Source organism: Sphingorhabdus pulchriflava (assembly GCF_003367235.1).
Classification (GTDB): domain Bacteria; phylum Pseudomonadota; class Alphaproteobacteria; order Sphingomonadales; family Sphingomonadaceae; genus Sphingorhabdus_B; species Sphingorhabdus_B pulchriflava.
This window is the reverse complement of sequence record NZ_QRGP01000002.1, coordinates 529,136-542,192: the sequence shown is the minus strand read 5'-3', so window position 1 is coordinate 542,192 and position 13,057 is coordinate 529,136. Positions and strand designations below refer to the sequence as shown.

General features: G+C 56.6%; 12 protein-coding genes and 1 tRNA gene. 6 read left to right on the top strand and 7 right to left on the bottom strand.

The genetic code is table 11. The features are described from left to right. The first annotated feature begins 28 nt into the window (after positions 1-28). Positions 29-2,419 (top strand): TonB-dependent receptor, encoded by a 2,391-nt coding sequence (locus DXH95_RS13455; protein WP_115550019.1) that lies wholly within the window; start codon positions 29-31, stop codon positions 2,417-2,419. A 70-nt stretch (positions 2,420-2,489) separates the two neighbouring features. Here DXH95_RS13455 and dnaN read toward each other — a convergent pair whose 3' ends face one another. Further along, a complete protein-coding gene (gene dnaN / locus DXH95_RS13450; protein ID WP_115550018.1) occupies positions 2,490-3,605 on the bottom strand; it encodes a DNA polymerase III subunit beta in 1,116 nt (371 codons plus the stop codon). Positions 3,606-3,792: 187 nt separating this feature from the next. On the opposite strand from dnaN, the gene DXH95_RS13445 reads away from it, so the two are divergent. From DXH95_RS13445 to rlmN, 3 genes are read left to right on the top strand one after another with little or no spacing between them, the layout of a single operon-like run. After that, positions 3,793-4,437 carry a histidine phosphatase family protein gene (locus tag DXH95_RS13445; RefSeq protein WP_338061711.1) on the top strand — a complete coding sequence of 215 codons (645 nt, stop codon included), beginning with the start codon at positions 3,793-3,795 and terminating at the stop codon, positions 4,435-4,437. Then, positions 4,434-4,907 (top strand): hypothetical protein, encoded by a 474-nt coding sequence (locus tag DXH95_RS13440; RefSeq protein WP_115550016.1) that lies wholly within the window; start codon positions 4,434-4,436, stop codon positions 4,905-4,907. Before DXH95_RS13445 ends, DXH95_RS13440 begins: the two co-directional genes overlap by 4 nt. A 50-nt stretch (positions 4,908-4,957) precedes the next feature. Then, positions 4,958-6,199 (top strand): dual-specificity RNA methyltransferase RlmN, encoded by a 1,242-nt coding sequence (gene rlmN / locus DXH95_RS13435; protein WP_115550015.1) that lies wholly within the window; start codon positions 4,958-4,960, stop codon positions 6,197-6,199. Here rlmN and DXH95_RS13430 read toward each other — a convergent pair. Further along, the gene (locus tag DXH95_RS13430) at positions 6,196-6,969 is read right to left on the bottom strand and encodes a thioesterase family protein (protein WP_115550014.1); all 774 of its coding nucleotides are present in this window, start codon (positions 6,967-6,969) and stop codon (positions 6,196-6,198) included. The two genes, rlmN and DXH95_RS13430, sit on opposite strands and share 4 nt — an antisense overlap. 91 nt (positions 6,970-7,060) lie before the next feature. On the opposite strand from DXH95_RS13430, the gene DXH95_RS13425 reads away from it, so the two are divergent. Further along, positions 7,061-8,125, top strand: a complete 1,065-nt coding sequence (locus tag DXH95_RS13425; protein ID WP_115550013.1) for an AraC family transcriptional regulator — start codon at positions 7,061-7,063, stop codon at positions 8,123-8,125. An 18-nt stretch (positions 8,126-8,143) separates the two neighbouring features. On the opposite strand, the gene DXH95_RS13420 is transcribed toward DXH95_RS13425, so the two are convergent. The 3 genes from DXH95_RS13420 to cpdR form a co-directional block, all read right to left on the bottom strand. Continuing rightward, complete coding sequence (locus DXH95_RS13420) at positions 8,144-9,694, bottom strand: DUF4403 family protein (RefSeq protein ID WP_181883682.1); 1,551 nt, start codon at positions 9,692-9,694, stop codon at positions 8,144-8,146. A 210-nt stretch (positions 9,695-9,904) separates the two neighbouring features. After that, positions 9,905-9,979 (bottom strand) — tRNA-Val (locus tag DXH95_RS13415). 56 nt (positions 9,980-10,035) lie between these two features. Next, complete coding sequence (cpdR, locus tag DXH95_RS13410; RefSeq protein ID WP_115550011.1) at positions 10,036-10,413, bottom strand: cell cycle two-component system response regulator CpdR; 378 nt, start codon at positions 10,411-10,413, stop codon at positions 10,036-10,038. A 109-nt stretch (positions 10,414-10,522) separates the two neighbouring features. Between cpdR and DXH95_RS13405 the strand changes: the two genes are divergently transcribed. Further along, positions 10,523-11,425 (top strand): N-formylglutamate amidohydrolase, encoded by a 903-nt coding sequence (locus tag DXH95_RS13405; protein ID WP_115550010.1) that lies wholly within the window; start codon positions 10,523-10,525, stop codon positions 11,423-11,425. A 244-nt stretch (positions 11,426-11,669) separates the two neighbouring features. Here DXH95_RS13405 and DXH95_RS13400 read toward each other — a convergent pair whose 3' ends face one another. Continuing rightward, positions 11,670-12,194: a cytochrome b gene (locus DXH95_RS13400; RefSeq protein WP_181883681.1), complete on the bottom strand. Its 525-nt coding sequence runs from the start codon at positions 12,192-12,194 to the stop codon at positions 11,670-11,672. A gap of 38 nt (positions 12,195-12,232) precedes the next feature. Then, a complete protein-coding gene (locus tag DXH95_RS13395; RefSeq protein WP_115550008.1) occupies positions 12,233-13,015 on the bottom strand; it encodes a SapC family protein in 783 nt (260 codons plus the stop codon). Between the last annotated feature and the right edge of the window lie 42 nt (positions 13,016-13,057).

The window sequence follows — 13,057 nt, the reverse complement described above, 5'->3', positions numbered from 1 at the left end:
TAACCGCGGATATATTCGGGAGTAGGACATGAAAAACTTGAAAAGCCGCACCACGGCTCGCCATTTCATTCAACTTGTCGCCGGAACCTCGCTTGCCGTCCTGATTGCGCAGGGTGCCATGGCGCAGGATGCCGAGGAAGAAGCGGATGACAATGTCATCATCGTCACCGCGACCAAGCGTGACGCCAACCTGCAGGACATTCCTTTTTCGATCAACGCCCAGACCGCAGCGGACATCCAGCGCTCGGGCGCGGTCACGCTTGAAGACCTGTCGCGCAATGTCGCTGGCCTCGCTGTCCAGAATCTCGGGCCCGGCCAAAGCCAGGTTTCGGTTCGCGGCGTGTCTGCAGGGCAAGTCGTGCGCGACCAACCCGGCGTGAAAGAGCAAGTCGGCGTCTATCTTGATGAATCAGTGGTCTCGTTGTCGCTGTTTACGCCTGACCTTGACCTGTTCGACCTCAATCGTGTTGAAACCCTGCGCGGACCGCAAGGCACATTGTTCGGCTCGGGTTCGGTCGGCGGCACTATCCGCTACATCACCAACCAGCCCCGCATCGGAACCACTGAAGGCATGGTCGAAGGTAATCTGAACCTTGTCGATGGCGATGATATTGGCGGCCATTTGAAAGGTGCCGTCAACGTTCCGCTTGGCGACAATGCCGCGCTCCGGGCAGTCGGCTACTTCACCCGCTATGGCGGCTTCATCAATGCCATTGGCCCGGCAGGTGGCGAAGATGTCAACAGCGGCGAACGCTATGGCGGCCGTCTGGCGTTGACCTTTGAACCTTCAGACAGCGTCAGCATAACGCCGCGAGTGGTTTACCAGAAGGTAAAGGCCGACGGCTTCAACCGGCAGGAAATCTACAGCCTCTTCGCCAACCGCTTTACCACAACCCGGCCGACCGTCACTTTTGACGAGCGGGAGCAATATCTGTTGCTTCGCGAAGGTTTTGAAGACGAGACATTGATTGCCGATGCGACGATCAAGATCGGCTTGGGCGGTGTGGATTTGACCTCGGTCACTTCCTACATTGACCGCAGCATCCTGGTGAGCCGCGATGCAAGCGCGCTGACCGGTTCGGTTTCAGTTGACCTTGGCTATCCCGATGCAGCTGTCGTGTTGCCGTCGAACCTTCGCGATACCACCGACCTGCAAACATTCACGCAAGAACTTCGCCTGTCTTCAAACAGCGACGGTCCGCTGCAATGGGTGTTCGGCGGTTTCTATTCGAAAATCGACCGCGCCTACACCCAGCGCCTTCCGACGCCGGGCTATGACGCGTTCACCGATGCAACGCTGGGCGCGGGAACCTCGGCTGCGGTCGCCAATGGCTTCCCGGCCAATTCGCCGTTCAACTCCGATCTGCCTTATGACATCAAGCAGTTCGCGATTTTCGGCGAAGTTTCCTACGATCTGACTGATGCCCTCAACGTGACCGCAGGCGGGCGCTATTATGATTTCAAGGAAGAGCGCACAATCACCACGGGCGGCCTGTTTGCCAATGGTGACAATGGTGTGGTCGACAGGACCAAATCGGACGGATTCACTCCGCGGCTTTTGCTCAGCTACGATGTCAGCGAAGACGTGACAATCAACGCTCAGGCGTCGAAGGGCTTCCGCCTTGGCGGCGTCAACGATCCGCTCAACACGCCGCTCTGCAACGCACAGGATCTCGCCCTGTTCGGTGGTTTCCAGAATTATGATGACGAAACGCTGTGGAACTATGAACTGGGCATCAAGACCCAAGGCGATGGCTTCACCTTTAACGCAGGCGCATTCTACAACGACATCAAGAACCTGCAGGTTACGCTTGATGCCGGTAGCTGCTCATCGCGCATCGTCTTCAACGTCGACAAGGCACATAGCGCGGGGGTCGAGTTCGAGCTTGGTCTGGAGCCTGCCGAAGGGTTTGACCTGTCGCTCTCAGGCAGTCTGATTGAAGCCGAATTCGATACCACGCTTCCCGGCGCACTTGCCCCGGCAACCGGCATTCGGGAAGGCAATCGCCTGCCGTCGGTGCCTAAATTCCAGCTGTCGGCAGCCGCCAGCTATGAATGGCCGATCAGCGATGGTGCAGACGCCTATGTCTCGGCATCGTTCCAGCATGTCGGCAACCGCTTTACGCAACCAGCGGATCAGGAAAACAACCCGCGGACCTTTACCCATGGCCTTCCCTTTGGCGGACAGCCAGCGGGTTCCGCGACAACGGTCAACCTGCGACTGCCTAGCTATGAGTTGGTCAATCTGAGTGCAGGCGTTGATTTTGATGGCGGTCTGTCGCTGGTCGCTTATGTCAACAACCTGTTCGACGAAAATGCGCTGCTGTCATTTGACCGTGAACGCGGCGGACGGGCGCGTCTTGGCTATAATGTCGGCCAGCCACGCACCTTTGGCATCACCGCGCGTCAGAAATTCTGACGCACTTCGAAAAGCAGACAAAGAAAAGGGCGGCTCTCGGGCCGCCCTTTTTATTTGACTTTGCGGTTGATTAAACGCGCATCGGCATCAGCACGTAAAGCGCTGGCGATTTGTCATTTTCGCGGATCAGTGTCGGTGCGCTTGCGTCGGCCAAGTGCAGCTCAACGGTGTCGCCTTCAATCTCGCCCAAAATGTCGAGGAGATAGCGGGCATTGAAGCCGATTTCGAAGCTGTCGTCCGAATAGCTGCCCGGAACCTCTTCCGCTGCCGTGCCGTTTTCGGGTGAAGTCACCGACAGGGTGATCTTGTCCTTGTCGAGCGCCATTTTGACCGCACGGGTCTTTTCGGTGGCGATGGTCGCAACGCGATCAACGCCTTCGGAAAAGCTCTTGGGATCGATCTTCAGCAACTTGTCGTTACCGGTCGGAATGACGCGGCTGTAATCGGGGAAGGTCCCGTCGATCAGTTTCGAGGTCAGCACCGCGCTGTCGAAGGTAAAGCGGATTTTTGATGCCGACAGGTCGATCTGGATCGCATTACTGCCGCTTTCGTCGAGCAGCTTGCGCAGTTCGGCGACGCATTTGCGCGGCACGATAACATCGGGCATGCCTTCCGCCCCCGCCGGACGCGGCAAGGTAACACGCGCGAGGCGGTGACCATCGGTGGCAGCCGCCTTCAGCATTGGATCGCCATCGTCGGTCACGTGCAGAAAAATGCCATTGAGATAATAGCGCGTTTCTTCGGTCGAGATTGCAAAGCGCGTCTTGTCGATAATCTGGATTAGCGACGGTGCGGGCAGTTCGAAGCTGGTCGGCAGTTCACCTTCGGCAATCATCGGGAAATCGTCGCGCGGAAGCGTGGCGAGGCTGAAGCGGGCACGGCCTGCATTCACCGCCATACGGCCATCGGCAGCGTTCAGTTGCACCTGGCTGCCGTCGGGCATCTTGCGTGCGATTTCGAACAAAGTGTGCGCCGAAACCGTGGTTGCGCCGGGGATTTCGACATCACCTGCAATGGTTTCAACGATCTGCAGGTCAAGGTCGGTCGCGGTTAGGCGGATCGCGCCATTTTCGCTCGCCTCAATCAGCACATTCGAGAGAATGGGGATGGTGTTGCGCCGTTCCACCACCGACTGCACATGGCCAAGGCTCTTAAGCAGTGTCGCGCGCTCAATGGTCGCTTTCATCGTCCGGTCTATCCCCTTTGGCCGCCCCCACACGGAAACGGTAAGTCTTCCCAATTTGCCAAAGGGTCAAAACCCCCAATTTCGGCGAATCTTCCTTAACAACTCTGCCTTTTAGGGCAAGCCGATTGGCTTTACAGCGCCGATTAATCTGTGGAAGAAGGCGGATGAAGCAAAAGGGGTTAGTATTTTGAGCACAAACGGAAAAAGACTGTTCATCGCGCGGCATGGCGAAACAGTGTTCAACGCGGTTGCGCGGATGCAGGGGCAGCATGCGGTGCACACCCCTTTAACCCGCGCGGGATTTTTACAGGCCGACGCAATGGGCAGGGCATTGGCGCCCTGGTTTGAAGGGAAGCCGACGCCGATTTTGTGGTCTTCGACCGCTGGTCGGGCATTGCAGACGCTTGCGATTGTGGCCGAACATGTTGGCGCTGACTGGCATCAGACCAAGGCCGATGATCGGCTGCAGGAAATTGACGTCGGCGACTGGTCGGAACGGACCTATGCCGATATCCACGCCGAAATCGGCCCCTTCGTCGATCATAATTTCGGCCTGTTCACGGTGAAGCCGCCGAATGGCGAATGGTATGACGATATTGCCTACCGCCTGACGAACTGGATTACCGATGCGACTGCCGAACCTGGTGATGCCATCGTGCTGATGCACGGCATGTCGGCACGGGTTTTGCGAGGTCTGTTGCTCAATATCGAACCACACCCGCTATGTGATGTTCCAATCGCCGACAGCCTACCGCAGGGTAGCATGGTCATGATACAGGATGGTGTCGAGCAAATCGTCACATTGGGCGAAGGGCAACTGGAGCGCGCTTGAAACGCCTATTTCTCCTAGTCTTAGCGCTGGTCGCCACCCCTGCCCTTGCCAAGGAGCGTCTGGGTACATGGCAAAGCTGGGCCGCATTCCGCGATGCCGAAGCACCGCGCTGCTACGCCATTGGCGCACCCGATGAATCTAGTGGTGACGGCGGCTATGTATCGGTCGGATTCTGGCCGAAGCGCGGGCTGGGCCATCAGGTCTATGTCCACCTTTCACGCGAGCGTTCGACGAATAGCGGCATTACATTGAGTGCAGGAGGACGCCGTTTCCGTCTGATAGCCAAAGGCAATAGCGGCTGGGCGAAGGACCGGCAGACCGACATGGCTATCATCGCCGCCATCCGTTCATCGCAGTCGTTGAGCATCACCAGCATGGCGCGCGACGGTCGCACCATCGTCGATGCCTATGCGACACGCGGGGCGGCGAGCGCGATTGATGCGGCCGCCTTGGGGTGCGCGGGGCGTTAGCCAGCCAAGACTCGCTTTTCGCACCCGACCTCCCTATATCGCCGCGCATCATGCAGATACCCGGCCATATCGATCCCGTAGTCACTCCGCGCGCCATCACGCCGCGTTCCGATGGTCGTATCGACCTGATGGGGCTGTCGCACCTGCAGATCAAACAGCTGTTCCTCGAAAGCCAGCTTGACGACAAGGCCGCCAAGCTGCGGTCGAAGCAGGTTTTTCACTGGATCTACCATCGCGGCGTCACCGACTTTGAAATGATGACCGACATCGCGAAGACGATGCGCCCGTGGCTGGCGCAGCGTTTTGTAATTGGCCGCCCCGAAGTGATCGAGGCACAGGTCAGCAGCGATGGCACCCGCAAATGGCTGCTGCGCACCGACGATGCGCAAGACTATGAAATGGTCTTCATCCCCGATGCGGACCGCGGCACGCTGTGCATTTCGTCACAGGTCGGCTGCACGCTCAATTGCCGTTTCTGCCATACCGGGACGATGCGGCTGGTGCGCAACCTGACGCCGGGCGAAATTGTCGGGCAGGTCATGCTGGCGCGCGACGCGCTGGGGGAATGGCCGAAGGGCAATATGGCCGGCTTCGGCGAAGAGGATGACGAGGACGACGATACCGGCCACTATACCTCCGATGGCCGGATGCTAACCAACATCGTGCTGATGGGCATGGGGGAGCCGCTGTATAATTTCGACAATGTCCGCGATGCGCTAAAGGTCGTGATGCACGGTGATGGTCTTGCCCTGTCGAAACGACGCATCACACTGTCGACCAGCGGCGTTGTGCCGATGATGGAAAAAGCGGGCGAGGAAATCGGCGTGAACCTTGCCGTCTCGCTCCATGCCGTCAGCAAGGACATCCGCGACGAGATCGTTCCGCTCAACCGCAAATATGGCATCGAGGAACTGTTACAGGCCTGCGCCGATTATCCGGGCGCGAACAATGCCCGGCGCATCACCTTTGAATATGTGATGTTGAAGGACAAGAATGACAGCGACGACGATGCGCGCGAATTGGTGCGCCTGATCAAGCAGTATCAATTGCCCGCCAAGGTCAATCTGATCCCGTTCAACCCCTGGCCCGGCGCGCCCTATGAATGCTCAACCCCCGAGCGCATCCGCGCCTTCAGTAATCTGATTTTCGAAGCCGGCATCAGCGCGCCCATCCGTACGCCCCGCGGGCGCGACATCATGGCGGCGTGCGGCCAGCTGAAGTCAGCTTCCGAAAAAAAGAGCCGTGCGGAACTCGACAAACTCGCTGAAGAAAAGCAGGCGGCGCTGGGTTAAACGAATAGCGCGACCGACTGCATCCCGGTCATCATCGGTTCGCCCTTGCTGTTCCAGACCGTCATATACTGGCTGCTGGCGCCGTGAACCGCGTGGTGGGTTTCGGATTCGAGAAACCACCATCCATTTTCGGTTTCAGGCGCATCGGTCAAAAGGTTAATCTGCCAATTGATCGAGCTGATCATGCCCTCTTTTTTCATCAGCCCCATCGTCGATGGCGGCAGGGCGTCGCCCATGCAAATCAAATTGGCCACGGGATCAAGGCCCTCACGCTCTTTCAAGCGGTGCCAATTGGCAAGACGGGGCTTGTCCATCCCAAGGATCAGCCGCTTTTCCGGATAGTCCATATTGTGGGTGAAGAATTCGGGCGGGCCGCTGCGGGTCTTGCCCTCTTCAGGGATTGGCGGGAATTCCGGACGGGGCAGGCCTTCATAGTCGATATGGCTTTCACGACGCGCCATGAAGACGAAGACACAGCTCAAACCAACCTCTTCGCCCACCGTGATTTCGCTCTTGATGAAAGCGCTGTTGCGGCCGCGGCGCAAAACCTTGCTGTGGATCTCGATCTCACCCGACAATGGCCCGGAAAAGGCAATTTGTGCGGTCAGCAGTGGCGGCAGGTCGGGCGCCGCTAGCTTCGCTGACTGATAGGCCAATGCCGAACTCAAGCCACCATAGGCAGTCCGCCCCTGATGCCAAGTCGAGGGGATTGTGACCTTCTGGTCGGTAGCGTCCGGGCGCAACTGCGCTAGCAATTCAGCAAGTTTCATAACATGCGCTTATCGCGGGCGTTGCCGCGCGACAAGATTGTAAGACAATATACTTGCATCCTTTTGACTGCAGTGGTTCTACCGGCGCAGGATGGGGACTTCGGATCGTTTTGACTGGATAGAGCAGCTTGTCGGAAGCGGAACACCTATTCCGCCAGACACGGCATCGTCGAATCTTATCGGGCGCATTGTATCGGCGGCGGTTTCCCGGGGTGCCAACCGCCCTGCCTTACTCGAAGCCGTTGGTACAAGCGAAGCGATACTCCGCAATCAGTTAAGCCGGGTTTCAGGCCAGGTCTTGATCCGGCTGTTTTCCGCGCTGGAACATCATCTGTCCGATCCAGCCATAGCTTTGCGCATCGGCAAAGAAGCTAAACCAAATTGTTTCTCCGACATTGGGTTCGCAACCCGTCTGCTACCAACTTTGTCTGCGGTCTTGGCAGCCAATGTACGGATGCAAATGTTGCGACAGACATTGTATCGGGTCGATCTGGTCGAAGATGGTCCGGCGCTCAAGCTGGTATGGGATATCGGCAGTTACGACGCGCACGAAATGGGTGCGTTGGTCGAATTTTCATTTGGAACCTATGTGCGCCTCGCCCGCGAAATATGGGGCGATCAGTTGGTGGTTGAAAGCATCGCCTTCCAACATGCTGCTCGATTTGATGGACAGCATTATTCAGATTTGTTGGGCGCAAATGTCGCTTTTGGTGGAAGCCGCAATGCGGTAACCTTTTCGGCAGAGCAGGCAAACAAGCCATCGCCCTGCGCCAATGCTCTTTTGCTGAATGCCGCTACGGCCTGTCATTCGGCACCGGTTGAATGGCTGCGTTCGGGCCAACGCCACTCGGCCTTCACTTATTTCTATCTTTGGACCGAATTGAATAAATCTCCCGCCACACTTGATCGTGCGGCCCGTTCGTTTGGCATGACCGAACGGACATTGCGGCGCCACCTTGTCGAAGAGGGCCATCCATTCCGGGCACTTCTCGACGACCTGCGCAAAAGCATGTGTGAACTGTACCGGCTTGAAAACAAAAGGTCGCTGGGCGAAGTCGCCGAACTGCTTGGATATGGCGAACTTAGTGCTTTTTCGCGCGCTTATCGCCGCTGGTTTGGCGAACCACCCAGCCGGGCATGGTCGCATCCATCTTAGTGTATCCAGACCGTCGGCTTATTGGCGGCCATTCGGCGTATAACGAATATTGGCTTTGCCCGTTACATCCACGGGAAGGAACAGCCCCTGCCCGGTCGCGATAACAGTCCCATGGCTAACTTCATTCACTTCGGCGGATAGAGTGAAATCGCCTTCGCGGCGCATTGCAATCGCTTTTTTGGCGGCGAGTAACACCTTTTCATAATCCTTATTAAAATCGGTAACCAGCGCCTTGCTTATTTCTGCGAGCACTTCAGGGTCTTCGAATAGTGCAAAGAGGAGGTTTACCGCCTCACGATCTGTAGTGCCTGCGATGCGCAGGTCACGAACGTTTACCACCTCGGAATTGGCCTCATTGTAGGGGATGGCGGAAAGCCAAACCACGCCATTTGTACCTTTGAGCGGGCTGCGGATTACATCGGCATTGGCTTCGATCCCGACGGCAACTCTGCCGCCTTCGGTTGCATAAACTGTGACTTTTTTGAAATCGACTTTTACGGGCCCGACCTGATCGAGCGCGATACCCTTCGCCGCCAATTTCTTCAGCGCTCGCAGGATAACCGGTTCCAATTCCCTATAATCGGCCAACACCGGAATATGAAAGCGCAGGCCATGGTCACCTGCCAATCGTGTAGGCGGCGGCAGGGGCGTGACATTAGGCTTGTCGGGACGGTTGCCGATAAAGGTCTCAGTTACGGCCTCGGCCGACAGAGTCATCATCAATTGCTTCCCGTTTATCCGGTAACCACCAAAGCCCAACTTCTGCGGCGTTACCCGCATCCAGGCAGGCGGGCGTTCGCGGTTGAGCATGATCGTTGCAAAACCCTCTTTCCAAGCACCTTCGACAATGGCTCGCGTTTGGACGCGGGCAATTTCGCGCGAGAGGTCACGCTCAAGCCCCGCAATCACCTTCGCCAGTTCGGCATCGGCCTTGCGAACGAAGCGAACCCTCTTGCCCAAAAAACTAATTCCGGGCGGCTCCCTCCAATCATAGGCTATGTCCACCTTCGCCCGAGGTGACCAGTTGTCGGCAATCGAGATGCGAACATGGGCGCGCACATCGGCCGAAGCATTGGCCGTCTCACGCTTTACGACACCGCCGACGTCACGCGCACTGACAACTGCGGTCACAGGCATTGTAACAGTCAACAGATCACCACGCCCAGACAGCCGGATACGTCCCCTGTTCACATGCCCGACGATGGTGCACGCGACATCCGGCGTCACCTTGGTTCGTTTGAAACCGATTTTGCAATCGACATTCTTGCACGCTTTGCCCTTGCACTTTTTCTTGTGGACCGGGCAAATTGTAACCCGCTGCGCCGGGATGCATTTGGGTTCATACTGGTTGATAGCCCACAGCCGCGTCGGTGCCGAGCTGTTAAGCTTTGCCTCGAGCCCGCCGATATCGATGGTGAGCGGGACGATGATCGTCGATGTCTGCTTGGGCAGTTCGGCTGCCGTATCGATGCGCGGGGGTGCGGGATTGCCCACCTGCTTGTCGCAGCCGCCTAGAAAGGCGGCTGCGCATAAGAGCCAAACGACCAGCCTTACCCAAGCAAACTGCACCCTGTGCCCGCCTTCCTCACTTGCGAAACGCCGGTTTCGCTGAATACCGATATTGAGGCGACCGATATGGTTTAGCTAAAACTGACACCTGTAGCGCGCAGACTCAAGTCGAAATGACGGACATGCCCCTTTCAGAACTAATAGAAACTGAATGATATTCAGCGCGCAAGCCGCCCTGCTACGTGACATCAAAGATAGGGGAAGGGAAAATGGTGGGCGTAGCAAGGATTGAACTTGCGACCCCTGCGATGTCAACACAGTGCTCTACCACTGAGCTATACGCCCACGCTGCGCGCCCTCTAACGACCTTAGTGATTCCGTTCAAGCCCGAATATCACTCCTTAAATCTGGCCGCTGGCGCTTTCCTTGTTGAACAGGCGCTCAACCTCGAGCACCAAGTCCTTCAGATGGAATGGCTTGGATAAGACCTTTGCTTGCGGCATCGACTGGCCCGCGCGGAGCGCAACGCCCGAAAAACCGGTTATGAACATGACCTCGGTAGAGGGAGAAACCTTGCTGCAATGACGCGCCAGTTCGATGCCATCCATTTCGGGCATGACGATATCGGTCAGCAGCAGATCGAAATGTTCGCGTTCCAGATAAGGAACGGCTTCAGTCCCGCGATCAACCGAGACCACTTCATAGCCTGACCGTTCGAGCGCGCGCGCAAGATATTCACGCATCGCCTGTTCGTCTTCTGCAAGCAAGATCCGGATCATCGGTCGTCCTGTCCTTGGGGCATTTCCGCCATAGTGAGTCTCTTGAGCGGAAGCATTATCACCAGAACTTAAAAAAATTGCACCTCTTTTGCCAATTTTGTCCTAGCAAATGCGAAGGATGGTTCGGATGATCGAAACGGGCACTGCTACCCATGCGGAAAATGCGGGTTTTCAGCTGCTGAATGCGGCCCAGCCAGCATTTCCGGTGCTAATCTCGATTCCGCATTCGGGCCGAGACTATCCACCGGAACTGATCGACAATCTGCGCGTGTCGCCCACAGATCTCATGCGGCTTGAAGACCGTTATGCGGATCGGCTTGTCGGGCCAGCTCTTGCTGCAGGTATGACAGCGATAGTAGCGCACCGTGCCCGCGCATGGATAGATTTGAATCGCGCTGAGGATGATCTCGACCCTGAAATGGTAACGCCGCGGATAGACGGGTACAAATCGTCGAATAGTATGAAAATGCGGGGCGGACTTGGCCTGATACCGCGTCGTTTGATGCATGTCGGCGATCTTTGGAAACGTCCATTGGCTGCTGACGACATCAAACGCCGATTGGACCAATTCCACCGGCCCTATCATCAGGCCATCGAACAAACCTTGCTCAACATTCGCGACCGGTTCGGTACCGCGATCTTGGTCGACGTGCATTCGATGCCACCCTTGACCGCGACAGCAACGCAAGCACCCCGTATCGTAATCGGAGACCGTTTTGGCCAATGTGCGCCAGCGCTATATGCTGAGATGCTTATGGCGCGGTTGAAATCGCTCAACGTCCCTGCTGCACTGAACCATCCCTATCCGGGCGACTATATCCTGCGGCGCCATGGTAAGACGCAGGGCTGCATCCACGCCATCCAGATCGAAGTGGATCGCTCGCTTTATCTCGACTCGATGCAGCGCGAACCAGGTCCAGGACTCGAATCGACGGCGTCACTAATCAGTGAGTTGCTGTATTGCCTGGTCGATTTAGTCAGCGAACGCGCGATACCATTGGCTGCCGAATAACTCTCTGATCCTGCACATTAAACAAAGAAAAAACCACCCCGGAATAATCCGGGGTGGCCAAGGTTCAGGGAGGTGGCGCTGACCAGCAGCGCCGAAGGACAGACAAGGGAGGGGAGATGCCTGTCCTGTACAGAAGATGGGATTTCCAGCCCGCCAAATCAATAGTGCAATTGTATTTTTCCGTATCGACGGGATGAAGCGACTGAATTCAGGGCGGAATTGTGAAATACCGCCTCGATAATATTCAGGGCCACATGCGTTGGATAAAGGGCAGCCTGTCTGCAAACTGATGCTTTAAAGCGCCCAAAATGTGCAGCAGAATCAGGATGAACAGCGGCTTGGTCAAAATTTCGTGCACTTCATGACCGATACCTGCCAATCCTTCATCCTTGCCGACGGGCATGGTGACATCAAACATTCCGAAGAAGTCGACTGGCGGTGCTTTTGGGTGGGCAGACGCCATCAGCCAGCCCGAAAGCGGAACGGCAATTATCAGGAAATAGAATAGCAGATGGACAAATTTACCCAGACCCGCCTGCCATCCGGCTATACTCTCTGGCAAAGGCGGGGGTTTGTGGCCGATGCGCCAGAATAGGCGCAAAACCGACAAGAACAATATCGAAACGCCTAAGGCTTTGTGCGGTGCCATCAACGCGCCCTGTGCCTCTCGCGGTAAATCTTCCGCCATGCTGGCAAGCACGAAATTGGCTATCACCAATATGGCGATCAGCCAGTGAAACAGAATTGCGACTTTGCTATATTTGGTCATTGTGGCGGCCCTCCTCGCGTCGGGCCGCCCCATAGGGTTCAAGCGGTGGGCAGCTCGACTTGCTGCGGAACCTTACCCTGTTGCATTTGCATTGCAAATACGTCGCGCACGAGGTTCAGCGAGAAAAGATGCGCGTAAATCAACGGCAACATGCCGCTCTGGCTCATCTTGCGCAGTTCATCACCGCGCAGGTCGCGCAGCTTTTCTTCGTTCACCATCTGGAAGCCGCGATAGACGAAGGGGTTCTCGCTGCCTTCCTGCTGGATGGCGACTTCACCTTCCATCAGCAATTCCGCTTTTTTCAGCTCTTCGACGAAAGCCTGGGTGCGGGCACCTGCCTGTTCGAAGTCTTCGCAGAATTTAAGGATATCCTTGGTCATCTGGGTCGGTTCGGTACCATCGAACAGCGGATCGCCCTCTTTCTTGAACTCGCCCAGCGCTTCCGACGTCGGGTCGAAGCACAGCGACAGTTCGTCACTGTCGGGACGCAAACGGGCCAGCATGAAGGGATAGCGGCGGATGTACGCCGGCAGATAAACAGGGTTATTGAACTTGCCCTGATCATCCATGAACACGTTGATGCCTTCGTTCATGCCCATCAGCGCCAACGGCACGGGATTGTCGCCTGCCGAAAAGATGATGGGATAGTAACGCGACGCCGAAACAAATTCTTCAACCGTCAACGGAATAGCATGTTGACCCTGCATGAAGGTCGCGTTGTCGATCTGGCGGCTTTTGAAATTTGCATGCTCATTGCTGTTGAGCGGAACCAGATCTTTGTAGAAAAGCGGCAAGCCTTGTGCGGCGGGCTGGGTAGCCATTGAGTAACTCCATTGTCCGGATTCGAATTAAAGATTGCGCGC

Excerpts from the sequence above, each read along its gene's own strand:
- dnaN (WP_115550018.1), bottom strand. The coding sequence starts at position 3,605 with ATGAAAGCGACCATTGAGCGCGCGACACTGCTTAAGAGCCTTGGCCAT.
- DXH95_RS13425 (WP_115550013.1), top strand. The coding sequence starts at position 7,061 with ATGGGGACTTCGGATCGTTTTGACTGGATAGAGCAGCTTGTCGGAAGC.
- DXH95_RS13455 (WP_115550019.1), top strand. The coding sequence starts at position 29 with ATGAAAAACTTGAAAAGCCGCACCACGGCTCGCCATTTCATTCAACTT.
- DXH95_RS13395 (WP_115550008.1), bottom strand. The coding sequence starts at position 13,015 with ATGGCTACCCAGCCCGCCGCACAAGGCTTGCCGCTTTTCTACAAAGAT.
- DXH95_RS13405 (WP_115550010.1), top strand. The coding sequence starts at position 10,523 with ATGCGAAGGATGGTTCGGATGATCGAAACGGGCACTGCTACCCATGCG.
- DXH95_RS13400 (WP_181883681.1), bottom strand. The coding sequence starts at position 12,194 with ATGACCAAATATAGCAAAGTCGCAATTCTGTTTCACTGGCTGATCGCC.
- cpdR (WP_115550011.1), bottom strand. The coding sequence starts at position 10,413 with ATGATCCGGATCTTGCTTGCAGAAGACGAACAGGCGATGCGTGAATAT.
- DXH95_RS13430 (WP_115550014.1), bottom strand. The coding sequence starts at position 6,969 with ATGAAACTTGCTGAATTGCTAGCGCAGTTGCGCCCGGACGCTACCGAC.
- rlmN (WP_115550015.1), top strand. The coding sequence starts at position 4,958 with ATGCAGATACCCGGCCATATCGATCCCGTAGTCACTCCGCGCGCCATC.